Here is a 20126-nt window from a genome sequence, read left to right as displayed (position 1 = left end):
CTGGGGAACCGTCGTGGGGTTTCGCTCCCGCTGACGCTGTGGCCGGAACGCCCGGTGAGCCCTCCTGGGGCGTCGTGGCACCGGCGGACGCGTTGGCTCCCGGTGAGCCTTCATGGGGTGTCGCTCCGGCTGACGCCGCGGGCACGCCCGGTGAGCCCTCATGGGGTGTCGCTCCGGCCCGCACGGACGCATGACCGTTCCACCGGACGACCGGGTCTTCCGGCGTGAGATGGCTACGGCTTATCGATCGGGGTGGCATTTCATCGACCTCGTCACGGCAATCCCCCACCGTGGCGACTCGTTGATGGTCACCCTCTTCGGAGAGCCGATCGTCGTGGCGCGCGAGGAGGACGAAGACGTCCGTGCGTATCGGTGCCTTCGCAGGCCCCGAGGAGCTCCGCAGCCCGTCCGCTGTGCCATCCGGTACGGCATGATTTTCGTCAATCTCGATCAACGCGATCACCAGTTGGTCGAGCCCGACACCACCACCGCCACCCCCCGCAGTGCCTGAGCGGTTCCCCCGTCGTTGTAAATCGCTCAGGCGCTTCCCCCACACAGCGGCGCCATCGTGGACCTGAAACGCGATGGCGCCGCTGTGCTTTTCCCGTACGGAAGGCCGGTAGAGCCGGTGGGGCCGGTACGGAAACGTGAGCCCGGCTCTAGGCCCGGCCCATCGCCCGCGTCAGGGCGATCTCGATCAGCACCCGGTCCGGATTCGGAGCCGGTGTGCGCCCGTAGCGTTCCGCGTAACGCTCCACCGCGTCCGTGATGAGCTCGGGCTCCGTACGAACCCTCGCGCGGCCCTCCAGGGTCGCCCAGCGCCCCTTGTCGACCTGACAGACCGCGACCGGCGCCCCGTCCGGGCCCGCGGCCAGGATGTTGGCGACCTTGTGGCTGTGCTTGTTGGTGATGACGCGCGCGAATCCGCCCTCCGGGTCGTACGTGACGCCGACCGCGACGACGTGAGGGGTGCCGTCCTGGCGCGGGGTCGTCAGTGTGCACATGTGGTACTCACGCCAGAAGGTGAGGAAGGACGCGTCGGGGCTGCGCGGGTCGATGGCCATGCCCCGGAACCTACCGGCGGCAGCTACCGTTCACTAGGTTGAGTGGAATAGACTCAACTTTGTGCACGCTGAATCAGTCAGTGTGAGGGAAAAGGCACCTGCCAGCGAGGAGGAGAGACCGCAGTGGACGCCGAGCTGACCAACAAGAGCCGGGATGCGCTCAACGCCGCCACCAGTCGGGCGGTGTCCGCCGGGCATCCCGATCTGACCCCCGCGCATCTGCTGCTCGCGCTGCTCGCGGGCGAGGACAACGAGAACATCGTCGATCTGCTGGCCGCCGTCGAGGCGGACCAGGTGGCTGTGCGCGCCGGGGCCGAGCGGGTGCTCGCGGCCCAGCCCAGCGTGACCGGCTCGACCGTCGCCCCGCCCCAGCCCAACCGGGAGCTGCTGGCGGTCATCGCCGACGCCGACCGGCGGGCCGAGGAGCTGGGCGACGAGTACCTGTCCACCGAGCACCTGCTCATCGGCATCGCCGCCAAGGGTGGGCAGGCCGGAGAGGTGCTGGCCCGGCAGGGGGCCACGGCGAAGAAGCTGCAGGACGCGTTCGAGAAGGTAAGGGGAGGGCGCCGGGTGACAACCCCCGACCCCGAGGGGCAGTACAAGGCACTGGAGAAGTTCGGTACGGACTTCACCGCCGCCGCCCGCGAGGGCAAGCTCGACCCGGTCATCGGCCGGGACCAGGAGATCCGCCGGGTCGTCCAGGTGCTGTCCCGCCGCACCAAGAACAACCCGGTGCTGATCGGTGAGCCCGGCGTCGGCAAGACCGCCGTCGTCGAAGGGCTCGCGCAGCGCATCATCAAGGGCGATGTCCCCGAGTCCCTGAAGAACAAGCGCCTCGTCTCGCTGGATCTCGGTGCGATGGTCGCAGGTGCGAAGTACCGCGGTGAGTTCGAGGAGCGGCTGAAGACCGTCCTTTCCGAGATCAAGGCGAGCGACGGCCAGATCATCACCTTCATCGACGAGCTGCACACCGTCGTGGGCGCGGGCGCCGGCGGCGACTCGGCCATGGACGCGGGCAACATGCTCAAGCCGATGCTGGCGCGCGGCGAACTGCGCATGGTCGGCGCCACCACGCTCGACGAGTACCGCGAGCGGATCGAGAAGGACGCGGCCCTGGAGCGGCGCTTCCAGCAGGTGCTGGTCGACGAGCCGACCGTCGAGGACACGATCGCGATCCTGCGCGGGCTCAAGGGCCGCTACGAGGCGCATCACAAGGTGCAGATCGCGGACAGCGCGCTCGTCGCCGCCGCAACCCTGTCCGACCGGTACATCACCTCGCGCTTCCTGCCCGACAAGGCGATCGACCTCGTCGACGAGTCCGCCTCGCGGCTGCGGATGGAGATCGACTCCTCGCCCGTCGAGATCGACGAGCTGCAGCGGGCCGTGGACCGGCTGAAGATGGAGGAGCTCGCGCTCAAGAACGAGACCGACCCCGGCTCCAGGCAGCGCCTCGAGAAGCTGCGCCGCGACCTCGCCGACAAGGAGGAGGAGCTGCGCGGTCTCACGGCGCGCTGGGAGAAGGAGAAGCAGGGCCTCAACCGCGTCGGTGAGCTCAAGGAGAAGCTCGACGAGCTGCGCGGCCAGGCCGAACGGGCCCAGCGCGACGGCGACTTCGACACCGCGTCCAAGCTGCTGTACGGGGAGATCCCCGACCTGGAGCGTGAGCTGGAGGAGGCTTCCGAGGCGGAGCAGGAGGCCGCCAAGGACACCATGGTCAAGGAGGAGGTCGGCCCCGACGACATCGCCGATGTGGTGGCCTCCTGGACCGGTATTCCGGCCGGGCGGCTGCTTGAGGGCGAGACGCAGAAGCTGCTGCGGATGGAGCAGGAGCTGGGCAAGCGGCTGATCGGCCAGAGCGAGGCCGTCCAGGCCGTGTCCGACGCGGTACGCAGGACGCGCGCCGGGATCGCCGACCCCGACCGGCCCACCGGCTCGTTCCTCTTCCTCGGCCCGACCGGTGTCGGCAAGACCGAACTGGCCAAGGCGCTAGCGGACTTCCTCTTCGACGACGAGCGGGCGATGGTCCGTATCGACATGTCGGAGTACAGCGAGAAGCACTCCGTCGCCCGCCTCGTCGGCGCCCCGCCGGGGTATGTCGGCTACGAGGAGGGCGGCCAGCTCACCGAGGCCGTCCGCAGGCGCCCGTACTCCGTCGTCCTGCTCGACGAGGTGGAGAAGGCACACCCCGAGGTCTTCGACATCCTGCTGCAGGTGCTCGACGACGGGCGGCTGACCGACGGCCAGGGGCGGACGGTGGACTTCCGCAACACCATCCTGGTCCTGACGTCGAACCTCGGCAGCCAGTATCTGGTCGAGCCGCTGACCGGCGACGAGGAGAAGAAGCAGCAGGTCCTGGAGGTCGTACGGGCCTCCTTCAAGCCGGAGTTCCTCAACCGGCTCGACGATCTGGTGGTCTTCTCCGCGCTGAGCAAGCAGGAGCTGAGCCGGATCGCCGAGCTGCAGATCGGCCGCCTCGCCAAGCGTCTGGCCGAGCGCCGGCTGACGCTGGAGGTCACTCCTGACGCGCTGCAGTGGCTGGCCGACGAGGGCATGGACCCCGCGTACGGAGCGCGCCCGCTGCGCCGCCTGGTGCAGAGAGCGATCGGCGACCGGCTCGCGAAGGAGATCCTCGCGGGCGAGATCACGGACGGCGACACCGTGCGGGTGGACCGTTTCGGGGACGGCCTGATCGTCGGACCGGCCACCGGCGAGACCGGACCGGCCGCCGGAAAGACACTGTAAGGGCCGCCGTAAGAGTCGCTCGGACTACGCCACGAGCGGACCCGTCGGGCGGGGGTTGCCAGCCCCCGCCCGCGATGGGGGAGGATGGCAGGAACCGTACGAAGGGAAATCCACGGTGACCATCGATCCGTCCTCGATTCCGAATTTCGGGGGCCAGCCCCAGCCTCAGGCCGCAGGACCGGCGGGCCCCGTCGTTCCCGACCAGGACCTGGTCAAGCAGCTCCTCGACCAGATGGAACTGAAGTACGTCGTCGACGACGAGGGTGACCTCGCGGCGCCGTGGGAGGAATTCCGTACGTACTTCATGTTCCGCGGCGAGGACGACCAGCAGGTCTTCTCCGTGCGGACCTTCTACGACCGTCCGCACGCCGTCGAGGACAAGGCGAAGATCCTCGACGCGGTCGACGACTGGAACCGCCGCACGCTGTGGCCCAAGGTCTACACCCACCTCCACGAGGAAGAGGAGGACGGCCCCACCATCCGCCTCATCGGCGAGGCCCAGATGCTGATCGGCACGGGCGTCAGCCTGGAGCACTTCGTCTCCTCGACGGTCAGCTGGGTCCGTGCCGCCATCGAGTTCGACAAGTGGCTCGCGGAGCAGCTCGGTCTGGAGACGGCGGACGAGAAGCCCGCCGACGAAAAGCCCGACGACGAGGCCTGAGCGGATACCTCTCGCAGGCGAACGACAGCCCGGCCAGTGCGACGGTCACCACGACCGCCGCCCTCGGCCGGGCTTTTGTCGGCGCGACGGCCCGCCGCAGCGCCTGCTCACGCCTATCGTGAGGGCCGGATCTCCTGGTTGATGGACTCACTCGGGAAAGCGGGATCGCATGAACACGGCAGGGACGGCTGATACGCGCGGCGTCGTGGGCTCGGCGGGATGGAGTCCTGCGGCCCGGGTACATGGCATGGGCACGTCGATCTTCACGGAGATGACGGAGCTGGCGCGGAGTACCGGGGCCGTGAATCTCGGGCAAGGGGTGCCGGAGCTGGCCAGTCCGCCCGCGCTGCTCAAGGGCGTGGCGGACGCGGTGCTCGCGGGCAGCAACCAGTACCCGCCGGCTCATGGATTCCCTGCCCTGCGCGAGGCTGTCGCCGCTCATCAGCTGCGGCGGTACGGCCTCGAGTACCGGCCTCAGGGGGAGGTGCTGGTGACGACGGGCGCGACGGAAGCCCTCGCCGCGGCCCTCCTGGCGCTCTGCGATCCCGGCGACGAGGTCATCGCCTTCGACCCGTGCTACGACGCCTACGCTGCCGACGCCCGCCTTGCCGGGGCCCGGCTGGTCGCCGTTCCCCTCGTCCTGGACGGCGACGGGTTCGCCCTCGACGTGGACGCACTGCGCGCGGCCGTTTCCCCCCGTACCCGGGTGCTGATCCTCAACACCCCGCACAACCCCACGGGCATGGTCTTCAGGGCCGAGGAGCTCGAAGCCGTCGCGGATGTGTGCCGTGAGCACGCGCTGACGGTGATCACGGACGAGGTCTACGAACACCTCGTCTACAGCGACGGCGCGCACCATCGGTCCATTGCCGTTCTGCCGGGGATGCGGGAGCGCACGGTGGTCGTCTCCTCGGCGGGCAAGACCTTCAACACGACCGGCTGGAAGGTCGGTTGGGTCTGCGGACCCGCGCCGCTCGTGGCCGCGGTGGGCGCGGCCAAGCAGTTCCTGACGTACGCCTCGGGTACCCCGTACCAGGAAGCGCTGGCGCAGGCACTGGGCTCGGTGGAGGAATGGGCGGCCGGTCTGCGGGACACGCTGCGCGCGAACCGCGACCTGCTGAGCGACGGCCTGGCCAAGGCCGGACTGCGGCCCTTCCGTGCGGATGCCGGCTATTTCGTGCAGGCGGACGTGCGGCCGTGGGGTTACGAGGACGGGGTCGAGTTCTGCCGGAAGCTGCCCGAGCGCGCGGGTGTCGTGGCCATCCCGACGTCGGCGTTCTACCTGAGCGCGAACGCTCCGGCCTGGCTGGTCCGCTTCTCGTTCTGCAAGCGCGAGGACTCGATCCGCAAGGCCGTCGACCAGCTGATCAACGCGCGCTGATCGCGGCCGGGCCGAGGCGCACCCGGAAGGGCCGCCACTCGCGCCCGCCGGGCGGCGTGGTCCGGGCATGTTTGGCCGCAGAGCACTTCGCGGTGTTAGAAAGGCAATGTGGTCAAACGCTCCGACCGATTCCGGAGCGCACCGGTTCGGTCACTGACCGACAAGCACCCCCGGAGCGTTGCGGGGCAGGTCTTCACCCTGCAGGTGGCCGTGGTGGTGCTGCTTGTGGCGGCCGCGGTGGTCGCGCTTGTGCTGCAGTCCCGGTACGACAGCAGCAGGGAGGCGAAGCGCCGTTCCATTGCCGTGGCGCAGACCTTTGCGCACTCACCGGGTGTTCTGGCTGCGCTTAAGACCCCTGATCCCTCCAAGGTGCTGCAGCCCCTCACCGAGGTGGCGCGCAAGGCGGCCGGTGTCGACTTCATCGTGGTGATGGACACCAAGGGGATCCGCTACACGCATCCCCAGCCGGGCCGGATCGGGAAGAGGTTCGTCGGCACCATCGAGCCCTCGCTGGCCGGCCACGTGTACACCGAGAGTGTCCATGGCCCGCTCGGCCACGAGGTACAGGCGACCGTCCCCATCTACGACCTCAAGGGCAATGTCGTCGCCCTGGTGTCCGCCGGCCTGAAGGTCAAGAACGTGACCAGCGTGGTGGACAGACAGCTGCCGATCATCCTCGGTGCCGGAGCAGCCGCGCTCGCCGTTGCCACAGGCGGGACGGCGCTGGTGACCAGGCGGCTGCGGCGGCAGACCCACAGTCTGGGCCCGGCCGAGATGACCCGTATGTACGAGCATCACGACGCCGTGCTGCACTCCGTCCGCGAGGGAGTGCTCATCGTCGACAACGACGGTCAGCTGCTGCTCGCGAACGACGAGGCCAGACGGCTGCTGGACCTGCCTCCCGACGCCGAGGGGCGGCACATCTCGGAACTGCCCAGCCTTGATCCCCCCACGGTGGAGCTCCTGACCTCGGGCCGCGAGGCCACGGACGAGGTGCACCTGGCGGGGGAGCGGCTGCTTGCGGTGAACCAGCGGCCCACGGACAGTCACGGTGGCCCCGAGGGGACGGTCGCGACCTTGCGTGACTCCACGGAGCTGCGGGCGCTGTACGGCAAGGCGGAGGTGGCCCGCGAGCGGCTGAAACTGCTGTACGACGCCGGTCTGGGCATCGGTACCACCCTCGACGTGGTGCGTACGGCCGAGGAACTGGCGAAGGTCGCGGTCCCCCGGTTCGCCGACTTCGTCACCGTCGATCTTGCCGACCCGGTCCTGCGAGGGGAGGAGCCGAACGGTACGGGCGCGGACATGCGCCGCACCGCGGTCCACGGCATCCGGGACGACCATCCCCTCTACGAACTCGACCGCCTGATCGACTTCGTCCCCTCCACACCACAGGCACGCGGTCTCGGCAGCGGACTCTCGGAGCTGGTTCCCGACCTGGCCGCCGCGTCCGGCTGGCATGCCCAGGACCCGGAGCGGACACGGATGATCGTCGACTACGGCATCCATTCGCTCATCACGGTGCCCCTCCAGGCGCGGGGCGTCATCCTCGGCATGACCAACTTCTGGCGCTCGGAGAAGCCCCAGCCGTTCGAGGAGGACGACCTGTCCCTGGCCGAAGAACTGGTCGCCCGGGCGGCGGTCAGCATCGACAACGCCCGCCGCTTCACCCGTGAGCACACCCTGGCCGTCGCCCTGCAGCGCAGCCTGCTGCCGCGGGCCCTGCCCGAGCAGACCGCCCTCGACGTCGCCCACCGCTACCTGCCCGCGCTGTCCGGCGTGAGCGGCGACTGGTTCGACGTGATCCCGCTTCCCGGCTCTCGCGTGGCGCTGGTCGTCGGGGACGTCGTCGGCCACGGCCTGCACGCGGCCGCCACGATGGGACGGCTGCGCACGGCGGTGCACAACTTCTCCACCCTCGACCTGCCGCCCGACGAAATCCTCAACCACCTCGACGATGTGGTCGGGCGGATCGACCAGGAGGAGGAGGGGGCGGCCGCGGGTGCGGGGGTCATGGGCGCCACGTGTCTGTACGCGGTCTACGATCCCGTCTCCCGCCGCTGCGCCATGGCGAGGGCCGGGCACCCCCTGCCCGCGCTGGTCCACCTCGACGGCAGTGTGTCGTTCCCCGATCTTCCGGCCGGGCCGCCGCTGGGACTTGGCGGTATGCCGTTCGAGACCGCCGAGCTGGAACTGGCGGAGGGCACGCAACTCGTCCTGTACACCGACGGGCTCATCGAGGACCGCACCCGGGACATCGACGTGGGGATCGAGATGCTGCGCAAGGCCCTGGAGTCCCATCCCGACCGGTCGCCGGACGCGAGCTGTCAGGCGGTGCTGGACGCCCTCCTGCCCAGTCGGCCCAAGGACGACGTGGCGCTGCTCATCGCCCGCACCCGGGCGATCCCGCCCGACCGCGTCGCCTGCTGGGACGTGCCACTGGATCCCGCCGCCGTGGCAGGGATGCGTGCCGCCGTGGCCGAGAAGCTGGACGAGTGGGGTCTGTCCGAGCTCGCGTTCGCCATGGAACTGGTGCTCAGCGAGCTGATCACCAACGCCATCCGCTACGGCTCCGCGCCGGTCACGATGCAACTGCTCCACGATCGCACCCTGACCTGCGAGGTGGCCGACGGCAGCAGCACCTCGCCCCATCTGCGGTATGCGGCCACGATGGATGAAGGAGGCCGCGGCCTGTTCCTCGTCGCGCAGATGGCCGAACGCTGGGGCACCCGCTACACCCCCGAGGGCAAGGTCATCTGGGCTGAACTGGCGCTGCCCCGGTCCGACGGGAGCGACGACTACGCGGTCTAGGTCCTGTCCGGCCGATCTTGCCGGGCTCGCGTGCCCTGGCACGGCACCTCGCTGCGTTGTCGTCAGTCGCCTACGCTCCGCGTGGGCTCCATCCTCCGCCTTGCGATGCACCGCACCAGACCCCGCTCACTGATCCGGCCTGATCGACCGGACAGGACCTAGACGGCACGGCTCCGGGGGTGTCCGCCGGCCCCTGCGCGGTGACGACGCGGCGAAGCTCTGGAGTTGCTCAAGTCTGCTTTGGGTTTCCGGGGCCGGGGGCATCCCCCTCACACGCAAGAAGCGGTCACGCGACGACGCGGGGAGCTCGCTTCGGGGGATGGAAGGACGGTGAGTGCAGTGCAGACGTTCATCGGGATTCTGATCATCGGGTTCGTGTTCGTCGTGATCATCGCGATGGCCGCCGGTGCCAAGCGGGCCGGGAGCGGCAGGGGGCGCCGGAGCGGCGCCGCGGGGGGCGGCAGCTGGTGGGCCGGTGGCGGTGACTCGGGCGGCGGCTCGTGCGGGGGCGGCTCTTCCTGCGGCGGGGGTTCGTCCTGCGGGGGCGGCGGGGGATGCGGTGGCGGAGGCAGCTGACACGGGGCAGCTGGTTCGCGACCACTGAAGGCATCCGGCGGAGCAACTCCCGCCGGGTGCCTTCTTGTTGATGATCTCCGACGTGACCTTTGTGGCCGTTCGTAGTTGAACAGTTGAACCGTCAGGCCCCCGGGGGGATGGAAACCCCTGCAAGTTGGGTAAAAATGCTGTGAGCGTCGCTTACTTCATGATTCCCTCGCTGTCGGAACCTTGTTGGAACCATCCAGCCCTCGGACCTGATGTGGACCCGAGCAGGCGCTCCTCCCGGATCTTCTTCAACTCCCCTCAGGGGCGCTGCCGGTCCACGTGTCCACCCGCCGAAGCGTGTTTGCGGAGCCGACCCATGCTCACGACCCTCCATACCGCCTACACAGACACCCGCGCCGACGACCTCGCCTGGGCGCTGGGCCGGGAGCCGCTGCCCGCCCTCGCCGTCCTCGACCTCGAACTGTCCGGAGCGAAGCTCCAGTTGAGGCTGCTCGGTGCCTCGCACCAGGTGCTGCTGGAGGAGGAACAAGGCAGCTGCTCCGAGACCGTCGCCTGCATGCCGGGCAGCAGCACCCCGCTCCCTCTCGGCGTCGCCAAGCGGATCGGGGACTGGGAGTACGAGTTCGCTGCCCGCGTCGAGACGCTGTCGAGCGGCTCCTTCGCCGGGCGCGCGCAAGAGCTCCTCGCACTGGTCGCCGATCACCCCCATGGACTGGCCGGAACCTTTCCCGGATCACCGCACGCGTTCACGGCGATGCTCGCGCAGCGGCTCGACGGCCAGGTCCGGTGGCGCACATGGCACGCCTATCCGCAGGAGGGCCAACTCGTAGTCACCCGAACGCGGGTCGGTGCCCGTATGCCTGCAACGCTGTAGTGAACCCTTGTGGGTGACAAGCCGCACCGTACCCCTGACGTAGCGTTACGAACATGATCGACCGGCCGCCGACCTCACCGCCCCCGTGTGCGGTGCGGCTGCCCGTGCGCCCCGACGCCGGCCGGTATCTGGTGCTCACCGCCGTCTTCGTCTGCGCCGCCTGCGGACTTGTCTACGAGCTCGAACTGGTGGCGCTCGCTTCGTATTTGATCGGCGACTCCGTCACCCAGGCGTCCGTCGTGCTGTCGGTGATGGTCTTCGCCATGGGTGTCGGCTCGCTTCTCGCCAAGCGGCTGCGCTGTCGGGCCGCGGTCGGATTCGGTGTGCTGGAGACGGTGCTCGCCCTGGTCGGCGGCTGCTCGGCGATGGTGCTGTACGCCGCCTTCGCCTGGATCGGCGAGTCCCGGTTCGTGCTGGTGGGCTTCTCGCTGGCCATCGGGGTGCTGATCGGCGCGGAGATCCCCCTGCTGATGTCCCTGATCCAGCGCATCTCGCGGCGCGACGCCGAGGGCACGGTCGCTGACCTGTTCGCCGCGGACTATGTGGGTGCCCTGGTCGGCGGGCTCGCCTTCCCGTTTCTGCTGCTGCCCTGGCTGGGGCAGCTCACGGGCGCGCTGTTGACGGGAGCCGTCAATGCGGTGGCGGGCGGCTCGCTCGTGCTGTGGCTGTTCCGGCGGGATCTGACGGTGCGCTGGCGCGGCTGGCTGCTCGTCGCCAATGTGACGGTGCTCGCCGTGCTGGCGACCGCGACCGTCATGGCCGACGACTTCGAGCGGGCGGCACGCCGGGCGGTCTACGGCGACGAGGTGCGCGTCGCCGTCCGCACCGGCGTCCAGGAGGTCGTGCTGACCGGCAGCCGTTCGGGGCCGCCGGATCTCTTCCTCGACGGACGGCTGCGGGTCAGCGGGCGGGACGAGTACCGCTACCACGAGGCGCTGGTGCACCCGGCGATGCTGGGGCCGCACGCCCGGGTGCTGATCCTGGGCGGGGGCGACGGGCTGGCCGCGCGCGAGGTGCTGCGCTACCGGGACGTCGAGTCGGTGACCGTCGTCGAACTCGACCCGGGCGTCGTCCGGCTGGCACGCAGCGACCCGGCGCTGGCCGCGCTGAACGGGCACGCCCTGCGTGACGCGCGGGTGCGGGTCGTCATCGCTGACGCTTTCACCTGGCTGCGCGTGCCGCGCGGGACATACGACGTGGTGATCTCGGACCTGCCCGACCCGGGCATCACACGCAGCACGAAGCTCTACTCCCAGGAGTTCTACGGACTTGCCGCGCGGGTCCTGACGGGCGGCGGGCGGCTCGTCGTGCACGCGGGGCGGCCGGACTCGGGCCCGCGCACCTTCTGGACGGTCGACGCGACGCTGCGGGCCGCCGGGTTCCGGACCCGTCCGTACTGTGCCACCGGGCCGCTCGCCGGTTTCGCGCACCGGGCCGGGCGCTCGGGCCGGGCGGCGGCCGTGCCGCGCGGCTGGGGCTTCCTGCTGGCGGCCGTGGGGTGGGCGCCGCAGCTCGGGCTTGCCTCCTCGGCGCCGCGGCTGCGGGCGCTGGACGCGTCCGGGCTGGCGGCCGGGGCCTGGTGTGCGGAGCGTACGAGGCTGCCGGATCTGCCGCCCTCCACGCTGTTGCACCCGCGGTACACCGACTGAGCGGTGTATCGAGTGAGCCGTACACGGACCGAAACGCAGACGTGGCGGGCGCGTCTGAGTAGGCTCGGCTCCCATGGAGCATGAGGTGTTCGTTCCGGTTCCGGCAGAGACCGTCCGAAAGGCACTGAGGGACCCCGTCCGGGTCGCCCGCTGTGTGCCTGGGCTCCAACAGGACGCGGACGAGTCCGCGGGCCCGCTGGCCGGCCGGCTGAAGGTGCGGATCGGCGGGCACACGATCACCTACCGCGGCACCCTGCGCATCGTGGAACGGGGCGAGGTCTTCGCGGTCGAGGGCGACGGCGTGGAGGCGCGCGGCACCGGCTCGGTGAAGGTGAGCCTGACGATCCGGCCGGAGCCCGCCGAGGGCGGCACGACGCTCACCTTCACGGGGACGTCGAGCGCCGAGGGCCGGCTGGCGGAGCTGGAGGACGCGACGACGGCGTCCGCCGCGCACCGGCTCCTCGACCGCTTCGCGGACCGGCTCGCGACGACCGCGGAGGACCCGGCGGTCGAGGACGCGCCGGTCGACGACGCGTCTGCCGACGATGCGGCGGCGGGTGAGACGGCGGTGGAGGAGCAGGACGAGGATGCCGCGCCGTCCGTGCTCGATGCGCCCGTGCCGCCGCCCTCCCTCGACCCCGCCGCCGAGGAGGAGTTCGACGCGGTCGATTTCGACGAGGGCGAGGCACAGGTGGACGGACCCGAAGAGCCGGAGGAGTTCGGCGAACTGCACGAGCTTCCCGTCATCCCCGACGAGCCTCCCGCCGAGGCGGCGCACGCCCGCCGCACCATGATCGGGCGCAGCGCCGAAGAGGTCGACCACGCCCCGCCGCGCGGGCGTTACGCCCCCACGCCCGCCCCCGACGCCGGTACCGCCGCGGCCACCCTGCGCTGGATCGCGCCCGCCGCCGCCCTCGCGCTCGCCTCCGCCGTGGTCGTCGGCCGGGCGCTGCGCCGCCGCAAGTAGTCACCGCCAGTACTGTCGTGGTGTGAGTAGCGAAGAGAGCGTCCGGCTGGCCGCCGGAGACGTCGAGTTGACCGTCAGTCCGCAGAATGGCTGCCGTGTCGCAAGCCTGAGCATCGGCGGCACCGAGGTGCTGCGCCAGGGCGAGCGGTACGGGTGCTTTCCGATGGTCCCCTGGTGCGGCCGCGTCAGGAACGGCCTGTTCCACAACGGCGATGTCGCGCATCAACTGCCGCTCAACTCCCCGCCGCACGCCATCCACGGCACCGGCCGCGACACCGCCTGGCGCACCGCCCGTACGGCCAAGAGCGAGGCGTCCTTCACATACGACCTCGCCGAGCCCTGGCCGTACACCGGACGTGTCACCCAGACCTTCGAGCTGGCCGAGGACTCGCTGACGCTCGCGATGGGCATCGAGACGTACGACACCTCCTTTCCGGCCCAGGCCGGCTGGCACCCCTGGTTCCGGCGCAACCTCGGAAGCGGCGAGGACGCACGCGTGGACTTCAGTGCCGCGTGGCAGGAGCAGCGCGGTGGGGACCATCTGCCGACCGGGCAGCGCATCGCGCCCCGGCCCGGGCCCTGGGACGACTGCTTCGGGATGCCCGACGGGGTCTCGGTCACCCTCACCTGGCCCCAGCAGCTGGAGCTGACCGTGGCCAGTCGCGCCGAATGGGTCGTGATCTACGACGAACAGGCGGAGGCGGTCTGCGTGGAACCGCAGTCCGGCCCGCCCAACGGTCTCAACACCCACCCTCAGCTCGTCACTCCGATCGAGCCCCTGGAGATCGCGACGACCTGGACGTGGCGGCGCCTGTAGGTCTTGTCCGGCTGGGCAAGACCTAAGCTGGCGGGCATGACTGACGTACGTGGTGAGCTGCTCCAGCAGATCAAGGACAAGGCCGTGGTGCACGGCAAAGTGACCCTCTCCTCGGGCATTGAGGCCGACTGGTACATCGATCTGCGCCGGATCACGCTGGACGGCGAGGCCGCGCCGCTGGTCGGACAGGTGATGCTCGATGCCACCGCCGACCTGGACTACGACTGCGTGGGCGGGCTGACCCTGGGCGCCGACCCCGTGGCCACCGCGATGCTGCATGCGTCGGCGGCGCGCGGGCAGCGGCTCGACGCCTATGTCGTACGCAAGACGGGCAAGGCGCACGGCATGCAGCGCCGGATCGAGGGCACCGACGTCAAGGGCCGCCGCTGCCTCGTCGTCGAGGACGTCTCGACCACAGGCGGTTCGCCGCTCACCGCCGTCGAGGCGGTACGCGCGGCGGGCGGTGAGGTCGTCGCGGTCGCCGTGATCGTCGAGCGGGGGGCCGCGCCGGCCATCGCCGAGGCCGGGCTGCCCTATGTCAACGCCTACTCGCTCGACGAGCTCGGTCTCGCCTGAGACCTGTCCGCGAGCAACTCGTGACCTGGGTCGCGAGAGGGTCTCTGACCTGCAGTGATGATGAGGGGCCGACTGTTTCACGTGAAACAGTCGGCCCCTCGCGCAGGCCCACGGCGCACACAGGGTGGAGCCGCGCCAAGAGTCTGGAAAGATAGGCCGCGACGATGACGTCGCCCCCAGGTCAGGGCCAGCACCACACACCCGCACATCACAAGGAGCGGACACATGCCCATCGCGACTCCCGAGGTCTACAACGAGATGCTCGACCGGGCGAAGGCAGGCAAGTTCGCCTACCCGGCCATCAATGTGACCTCGTCCCAGACCTTGCACGCTGCGCTGCGCGGTTTCGCGGAGGCCGAGAGCGACGGCATCATCCAGATTTCGACCGGTGGCGCCGAGTTCCTGGGCGGCCAGCACAACAAGGACATGGTCACGGGAGCGGTCGCGCTGGCCGAGTTCGCGCACATCGTCGCCGCCAAGTACGACATCACCGTCGCCCTGCACACGGACCACTGCCCCAAGGACAAGCTCGACGGCTATGTCCGTCCGCTCATCGCCGTCTCGGCCGAGCGCGTGGCCCAGGGCCAGAACCCGCTGTTCCAGTCGCACATGTGGGACGGCTCGGCCGAAACCCTCGCCGACAACCTGGCCATCGGCCAGGAGCTGCTGGCGCAGGCCGCCGCCGCCAAGATCATCCTCGAGGTCGAGATCACCCCGACCGGCGGCGAGGAGGACGGCGTCACCCACGAGATCAACGACGAGCTGTACACCACGGTCGAGGACGCGCTGCGCACCGCCGAGGCGCTCGGCCTGGGCGAGAAGGGCCGCTACCTGCTGGCCGCCTCGTTCGGCAACGTCCACGGCGTCTACAAGCCGGGCAACGTCGTGCTCCGCCCCGAGCTGCTGAAGGACCTGCAGGCCGGTGTCGCCGCCAAGTACGGCAAGGCCGACCCGTTCGACTTCGTCTTCCACGGCGGCTCCGGCTCCACGGCCGAGGAGATCGCCACCGCGCTGGAGAACGGCGTCGTGAAGATGAACCTCGACACCGACACCCAGTACGCCTTCACCCGCCCCGTCGCGGACCACATGTTCAAGAACTACGACGGTGTGCTGAAGGTCGACGGCGAGGTCGGCTCCAAGAAGACCTACGACCCGCGCACCTGGGGCAAGGCCGCCGAGGCCGGTATGGCCAAGCGTGTGGCCGAGGCCTGCGCGGCCCTGCGCTCCACGGGCACCAAGCTCAAGTAAACGACGTCCGCACGCCGGGCCCGGCACCCCCTCGCGGGGTGCCGGGCCCGCGGCATGCCCCGGGAGGGACTCATCGTGAGCTATGACTTCGACACCCCCGTCGACCGGCGCGGCACCTGGTGCATCCAGTGGGACGGGGTCGCCGACCGCTTCGGCGCTGACGGGCTGCTGCCCTTCACCATCTCCGACATGGACTTCACCTCCCCGCCCGAGGTCCTCGAAGCGCTCCAGCGCCGGGTCGCCCACGGTGTCTTCGGCTACACCGACTGGCGGCACGAGGACTTTCTGTCCGCCGTGGCGCACTGGTTCAGCAGCCGCTACGACACCGAGATCGACACCGGACGGGTCGTCTACGGGCCGTCCGTGCTCAACCAGCTCTCCCAGCTGCTGCGGATGTGGTCCGATCCGGGCGACGGGGTCGTCGTCCACACCCCGACGTACGACGGCTTCCTGAAGGCGATATCGGGCCTCGGGCGGGAGCTGCGCGGGGTGCCGGTCGGTGACATGGCCGCACTGGAGCGGCAGCTCGCCCGCGCCGACAGCAAGGTGCTCGTTCTCTGCTCGCCCCACAACCCCACAGGACGGGTGTGGACCGGGGCCGAGCTGGCCGAGACGGCCCGGCTGGCGGCCGCGTACGACGTCGCCGTCGTCAGCGACGAGATACACGCCGACTTCGTCCACCCCGGTTTCGTGACGGACGGGCAGCGCCATCTGCCGTGGACGCGGTTCGGAGCGGGCCGCTGGGCGCTGATCACCTCGGCCACCAAGGCCTTCAACTTCCCGGCGCTGAGCGGCTCGTACGGGATCATCGGCGACCCGGACGACCATGCGGCGTTTCTGCGCCGGATGCAGACCGGCGAAGGGCTCGCCTCGCCGGCCGTGCTGTCGCTGACGGCGCACATCGCCGCGTATCGCGAGGGCGGGCCGTGGCTGGACGAGCTCGGCACGTATGTGGCGGGGAATCTGCGCATGGTCGCCGAACGGCTGGGCTCCGCCTTCCCCGAGCTCGGCTGGCAGCCGCCGCAGGCGGGCTATCTCGCCTGGATCGATCTGCGGGCGCTGGGCATCGACGACGCGGTGCTGCAGCGCGAGCTGATCCAGCGCGAGAAGGTCGCGATCATGCCCGGCACCACATACGGGGTCGAGGGCTTCGTACGGTTCAACGTCGGCTGCCCGCGCGCCAAGGCGGAGCGGGGTGTGGACGCCCTGATCCGTGCCCTCCACCGACTCGTCTGAGCCGGTGGCGGCTGGGATGATCCGGGTATGGACAGAGCCCCGGGCGAGATCAGGCTTTCCACCGCCACCGGCCGCTGGGTGATTCTGACGACCGTGCTCGGGTCCAGCATGGCGCTGCTGGACTCCACGGTCGTCAATGTCGCACTGCCTCGCATCGGTGAGGACCTCAACGCCGACATGGCGGTCCTCCAGTGGACCGTCAACGCCTACACGCTCACCCTGGCCGGTCTGATCCTGCTCGGCGGGTCGCTCGGCGACCGCTACGGGCGGCGGAAGATCTTCATCCTCGGCGTCATCTGGTTCGCCATCGGCTCGCTGCTGTGCGGCCTCGCACCCAACGACGTTCTCCTGGTGGCCGCGCGTGCCCTGCAAGGCGTCGGCGCGGCGCTGCTCACCCCGGGGTCGCTGTCGCTGATCCAGGCAAGCTTCCACCCGGACGACCGGGCGCGTGCGGTGGGGCTGTGGTCGGGATTCGGCGGCGTCGGCGCGGCGGTCGGCCCGTTCCTCGGCGGCTGGCTCGTCGACGGGCCCGGCTGGCGCTGGGTGTTCCTGATCAATGTGCCGCTGGCCGCGCTGTGTGTACCCGTCGCGCTGCGGCATGTTCCGGAGTCGCGCGACCCGCAGGCGCACGGCCGGTTCGACGTACTGGGGGCCGTGCTCGGCGCGGCGGCGCTGGCGCTGATCACGTACGGGCTCATCGCACCGCAGGTGTGGGCGGGCGTCGCGGGCGTGGTGGTCGGCATCGCGTTCGTACTCGTCGAGCGCTCGCGGCCCGATCCGATGCTGCCGCCGTCGATCTTCGCCTCGCGGCAGTTCACCGCGGCCAATCTGGTGACGGTGTGCGTGTACGCGGCCTTCGCCGGCTTCTTCTTCCTAACCGCCCTGCAACTCCAGGTGGTGGCGGGTTACTCGGCGCTCGGCGCGGGGACCGCGCTGCTGCCCACGACGGTGCTGATGCTGCTCTTCTCCGCGAGATCGGGCGAGTTGGGGGAGCGGATCGGCCCGCGCATCCCGCTCACCGTGGGCCCGTTGCTGTGCGCGGGCGCGATGCTGCTGATGCTGCGCGTGGGCGAGGACGCCTCGTACGTACGCGATGTGCTGCCCGCCATGATGGTCATGGGCCTGGGCATGGTGACGCTGGTCGCGCCGCTGACCGCGACCGTCCTGTCGTCCGTGGAGACCGCGCGGGCGGGGCTCGCCAGCGGTATCAACAACGCGGCCGCCCGAGCGGCCGGACTGCTCGCGGTGGCGGCGCTGCCGCTGCTGGCGGGGATGGGGCCGGAGGCGTACCGCTCGGCGGAGCAGTTCGGGGAGACGTTCCGGCGGGCGATGCCGATGTGTGCGGGGGTGCTGGTGCTGGGCGCGCTGATCGCGTGGACGACGGTACGCAGGCCGGCACCGGCGGACGTCCTGGCGCGGGCGCGGCCGCAGTGCCGGGTGAACTGCGGGGTCTCGGCGCCACCGCTGGAACAGGCGGAAGAAGGGGCGACGGGGTCCGCGGGGCCCTGAGCCGGGGCTGCGCGGCTGCCGGCGGTCCGGGTGCGGGTCGCGTTGTGGCCCGGCGCCGCGGGGCTCGGGGCTTGGCGTCCGCGGTGCGAGCCCGCCGCGGGGTGCGGGGGTGGCCGCTGCGCGGGGCCTTTCCCCACCCCGCCCTCCCCCTACGGCTTGGCGGCCGTGGGAGGTACCCCCATCCCGCAACCGGGGCTCCGCCCCGGACCCCTTGAGGGAGGGGAGTAAGTGGGGGCGGACGCCCCCACACCCCCGGGGCTCCGGCGGCTCCGCCGCGGAGCAGGAGATGCGGCGAACCCGCCCACCCCGGCACCTCGGCTTGGGGAGGGGCGGTGCAGGGTCGTCCCCGCGTTTCCAGCGGTCGTGGTGGGCGTGGGCCAGGGGGCGTTGGTGGTTGCTGTCCAGTGGGTGGTTTCGCGGGCGAACCCCGGACCCGCACCCGCGGCACCGGGCACCCCGGACCGCCCAAGACCCGCGCCCCACCGCACCGGGCACCCCGGACCGCGCAGAACCGCACCCCACCGCGCCCCCGCCGCGGATCTCGTGGGGACCTGTGACACTTGGGCCATGTCCATCCATGAAAACCTCCTCGGGGGACCGCCCCCGACCCACCTGCCCGACGAGCCCGAGCCGCGTGAGCTGCTCGCGGCCGGGACGGCGCCCGCCGAGGTCGCCGCCAAGTACCCGACCTCCTCGCTGGCCTGGGCCCGGCTCGCCGACGACGCCTTCGAGAACGGGCGCGTCGTGGAGTCGTACGCATACGCCCGCACCGGCTACCACCGCGGCCTCGACGCGCTCCGGCGCAGTGGCTGGAAGGGCCACGGCCCCGTGCCGTGGGAGCACGAGCCGAACCGGGGCTTCCTGCGGGCCCTGCACGCGCTGGCCCGCGCCGCGCAGGCGATCGGGGAGCAGGAGGAGTACGAGCGCTGCTCGACGTTCCTGCGGGACTCCTCCCAGACCGCGGCGGACACGCTGAGCTGAGGCGCGGACACGCTGCGCTGATCATGGAACCGAAGGCCCGTATCCCCTGTCTTGATCGTGGGAGCGGGCCTTCGGCCTGTCCGCCCGCACACCGGTACCGCTGGGGAGGGGTCTGTTTTGGGCAAGCGCGCCGACGCCCGTCGCAAGGATTCCCGCCGCCGGCTCCTCCGCATACTCCCGCTCGCCGCCGCCCTCGCCGTCCTCGCACTCGGCGGCGGCGCGGCCCTCGCCCACTGGCAGGGAAGGGAACAAGCCGTGACCGGGGCCGCCCAGGACACCGTCCGGCCGCTCCTTCCGCCGTCACAGAGCCCCGAGGCCGTCGATCCTGAGGCCATCGATCCTGAGGCCGCCGACCCCGGGCCGCGCACCACCCCCTCGGCCCCCTCGAGACACCGCCCGCCGGCCGCCGAGCCGCCCACGAAGCAGAAGCCGTCCGCCAAGGTCCCGGTCTCGGGTGCGGGCACCTTCACGACCGCCCGCGGCGCGGGCCGCCCGTCCGGCTCGGGCACGCTGCGGCGCTACCGCGTCCAGGTCGAGGACGGCGTCGACATCCCCGCGAAGGACGCCGCCGCCGAGATCGAGCAGATACTCGCCCATCCGCGCGGCTGGGGCGCGCACGGCCGGGGCTCCTTCCAGCTCGTCGAGTCCGAGGCCGACGCCGATTTCGTGATCAGGATCGCCACCCCGGCCACCGCCGACAGCCTCTGTCTCCAGCAGGGCCTCGACACCCACGGCGAGCTGAACTGCGAGACCGCCGACGGTGTCGTGGTGAATCTCCGCCGCTGGGTGCTGGGCTCGCCGACCTTCAAGGGCACGCCCGCCGAGTACCGGCATCTGATCATCAACCATGAGGTCGGGCACGAGATCGGCCTCCGCCGACACCTGGGCTGCGGGGGCCCCGGAAAGCTCGCGCCGGTGATGATGCAGCAGATCAAGGGGCTGGACGGCTGCCGTTCCAATGCCTGGCCTTACGACGAGGACGGGACGTACATCACAGGCCCGGAGCTCTGACCCGTGAAACGAACGTCGGCTTATGATGCCGGTGG

At 70.7% G+C, this 20126-nt stretch carries 17 protein-coding genes; 16 read left to right on the top strand and 1 reads right to left on the bottom strand.

Annotation, left to right across the window (positions count from 1 at the left end; genetic code table 11):
• Nucleotides 1–190: 190 nt before the first annotated feature.
• Complete coding sequence (locus OHA61_RS17970) at nucleotides 191–511, top strand: (2Fe-2S)-binding protein (RefSeq protein WP_142214562.1); 321 nt, start codon at nucleotides 191–193, stop codon at nucleotides 509–511.
• A 148-nt stretch (nucleotides 512–659) separates the two neighbouring features.
• Here the strand turns inward: OHA61_RS17970 and OHA61_RS17965 are convergent, their stop codons facing one another.
• Nucleotides 660–1064: a pyridoxamine 5'-phosphate oxidase family protein gene (locus OHA61_RS17965; protein ID WP_406303876.1), complete on the bottom strand. Its 405-nt coding sequence runs from the start codon at nucleotides 1062–1064 to the stop codon at nucleotides 660–662.
• Between the two features lie 123 nt (nucleotides 1065–1187).
• Between OHA61_RS17965 and clpB the strand changes: the two genes are divergently transcribed.
• The 15 genes from clpB to OHA61_RS17890 all read left to right on the top strand — a co-directional run bounded on the left by clpB (nucleotide 1188) and on the right by OHA61_RS17890 (nucleotide 20091).
• Complete coding sequence (gene clpB, locus OHA61_RS17960) at nucleotides 1188–3806, top strand: ATP-dependent chaperone ClpB (protein WP_406303875.1); 2619 nt, start codon at nucleotides 1188–1190, stop codon at nucleotides 3804–3806.
• A 115-nt stretch (nucleotides 3807–3921) separates the two neighbouring features.
• Nucleotides 3922–4467 (top strand): YbjN domain-containing protein, encoded by a 546-nt coding sequence (locus OHA61_RS17955; protein WP_324979451.1) that lies wholly within the window; start codon nucleotides 3922–3924, stop codon nucleotides 4465–4467.
• Nucleotides 4468–4714: 247 nt separating this feature from the next.
• On the top strand, nucleotides 4715–5848 hold the full coding sequence (locus OHA61_RS17950) for an aminotransferase class I/II-fold pyridoxal phosphate-dependent enzyme (protein WP_406303874.1): 1134 nt from the start codon (nucleotides 4715–4717) through the stop codon (nucleotides 5846–5848).
• Nucleotides 5849–6001: 153 nt separating this feature from the next.
• Nucleotides 6002–8659: a SpoIIE family protein phosphatase gene (locus OHA61_RS17945; protein ID WP_406307391.1), complete on the top strand. Its 2658-nt coding sequence runs from the start codon at nucleotides 6002–6004 to the stop codon at nucleotides 8657–8659.
• Nucleotides 8660–8989: 330 nt separating this feature from the next.
• Complete coding sequence (locus tag OHA61_RS17940; RefSeq protein WP_406303873.1) at nucleotides 8990–9235, top strand: hypothetical protein; 246 nt, start codon at nucleotides 8990–8992, stop codon at nucleotides 9233–9235.
• A 343-nt stretch (nucleotides 9236–9578) separates the two neighbouring features.
• On the top strand, nucleotides 9579–10097 hold the full coding sequence (locus OHA61_RS17935; RefSeq protein ID WP_266480028.1) for a DUF2617 family protein: 519 nt from the start codon (nucleotides 9579–9581) through the stop codon (nucleotides 10095–10097).
• Nucleotides 10098–10150: 53 nt separating this feature from the next.
• On the top strand, nucleotides 10151–11746 hold the full coding sequence (locus tag OHA61_RS17930; RefSeq protein WP_406303872.1) for a polyamine aminopropyltransferase: 1596 nt from the start codon (nucleotides 10151–10153) through the stop codon (nucleotides 11744–11746).
• 73 nt (nucleotides 11747–11819) lie between these two features.
• Nucleotides 11820–12713 (top strand): SRPBCC family protein, encoded by an 894-nt coding sequence (locus tag OHA61_RS17925; RefSeq protein WP_406303871.1) that lies wholly within the window; start codon nucleotides 11820–11822, stop codon nucleotides 12711–12713.
• Nucleotides 12714–12735: 22 nt separating this feature from the next.
• Complete coding sequence (locus OHA61_RS17920) at nucleotides 12736–13530, top strand: aldose 1-epimerase (protein ID WP_406303870.1); 795 nt, start codon at nucleotides 12736–12738, stop codon at nucleotides 13528–13530.
• A 36-nt stretch (nucleotides 13531–13566) separates the two neighbouring features.
• Nucleotides 13567–14106: an orotate phosphoribosyltransferase gene (gene pyrE, locus OHA61_RS17915; protein ID WP_406303869.1), complete on the top strand. Its 540-nt coding sequence runs from the start codon at nucleotides 13567–13569 to the stop codon at nucleotides 14104–14106.
• A 225-nt stretch (nucleotides 14107–14331) separates the two neighbouring features.
• On the top strand, nucleotides 14332–15354 hold the full coding sequence (gene fbaA / locus OHA61_RS17910; RefSeq protein ID WP_324982054.1) for a class II fructose-bisphosphate aldolase: 1023 nt from the start codon (nucleotides 14332–14334) through the stop codon (nucleotides 15352–15354).
• 54 nt (nucleotides 15355–15408) lie between these two features.
• On the top strand, nucleotides 15409–16590 hold the full coding sequence (locus tag OHA61_RS17905) for a MalY/PatB family protein (RefSeq protein ID WP_406303868.1): 1182 nt from the start codon (nucleotides 15409–15411) through the stop codon (nucleotides 16588–16590).
• A 27-nt stretch (nucleotides 16591–16617) separates the two neighbouring features.
• A complete protein-coding gene (locus OHA61_RS17900) occupies nucleotides 16618–18099 on the top strand; it encodes an MFS transporter (RefSeq protein ID WP_406303867.1) in 1482 nt (493 codons plus the stop codon).
• A gap of 567 nt (nucleotides 18100–18666) precedes the next feature.
• Nucleotides 18667–19080, top strand: a complete 414-nt coding sequence (locus OHA61_RS17895) for a DUF3151 domain-containing protein (RefSeq protein WP_406271245.1) — start codon at nucleotides 18667–18669, stop codon at nucleotides 19078–19080.
• Nucleotides 19081–19197: 117 nt separating this feature from the next.
• Nucleotides 19198–20091, top strand: a complete 894-nt coding sequence (locus OHA61_RS17890; RefSeq protein ID WP_406303866.1) for a DUF3152 domain-containing protein — start codon at nucleotides 19198–19200, stop codon at nucleotides 20089–20091.
• Nucleotides 20092–20126 lie beyond the last annotated feature (35 nt).

It is taken from the genome of Streptomyces sp. NBC_00885, from assembly GCF_045207475.1.
Taxonomy (GTDB): domain Bacteria; phylum Actinomycetota; class Actinomycetes; order Streptomycetales; family Streptomycetaceae; genus Streptomyces.
Note: the sequence above shows the minus strand (reverse complement) of the source record. Positions and strands in the feature narration are given on the sequence as shown.

Coding starts and splice junctions, on each gene's coding strand:
- OHA61_RS17930 (WP_406303872.1), top strand. CDS start 10,151: ATGATCGACCGGCCGCCGACCTCACCGCCCCCGTGTGCGGTGCGGCTG.
- OHA61_RS17905 (WP_406303868.1), top strand. CDS start 15,409: ATGCCCCGGGAGGGACTCATCGTGAGCTATGACTTCGACACCCCCGTC.
- fbaA (WP_324982054.1), top strand. CDS start 14,332: ATGCCCATCGCGACTCCCGAGGTCTACAACGAGATGCTCGACCGGGCG.
- OHA61_RS17950 (WP_406303874.1), top strand. CDS start 4,715: ATGGGCACGTCGATCTTCACGGAGATGACGGAGCTGGCGCGGAGTACC.
- OHA61_RS17900 (WP_406303867.1), top strand. CDS start 16,618: ATGGACAGAGCCCCGGGCGAGATCAGGCTTTCCACCGCCACCGGCCGC.
- OHA61_RS17925 (WP_406303871.1), top strand. CDS start 11,820: ATGGAGCATGAGGTGTTCGTTCCGGTTCCGGCAGAGACCGTCCGAAAG.
- pyrE (WP_406303869.1), top strand. CDS start 13,567: ATGACTGACGTACGTGGTGAGCTGCTCCAGCAGATCAAGGACAAGGCC.
- OHA61_RS17935 (WP_266480028.1), top strand. CDS start 9,579: ATGCTCACGACCCTCCATACCGCCTACACAGACACCCGCGCCGACGAC.
- OHA61_RS17970 (WP_142214562.1), top strand. CDS start 191: ATGACCGTTCCACCGGACGACCGGGTCTTCCGGCGTGAGATGGCTACG.
- OHA61_RS17965 (WP_406303876.1), bottom strand. CDS start 1,064: ATGGCCATCGACCCGCGCAGCCCCGACGCGTCCTTCCTCACCTTCTGG.
- OHA61_RS17895 (WP_406271245.1), top strand. CDS start 18,667: ATGTCCATCCATGAAAACCTCCTCGGGGGACCGCCCCCGACCCACCTG.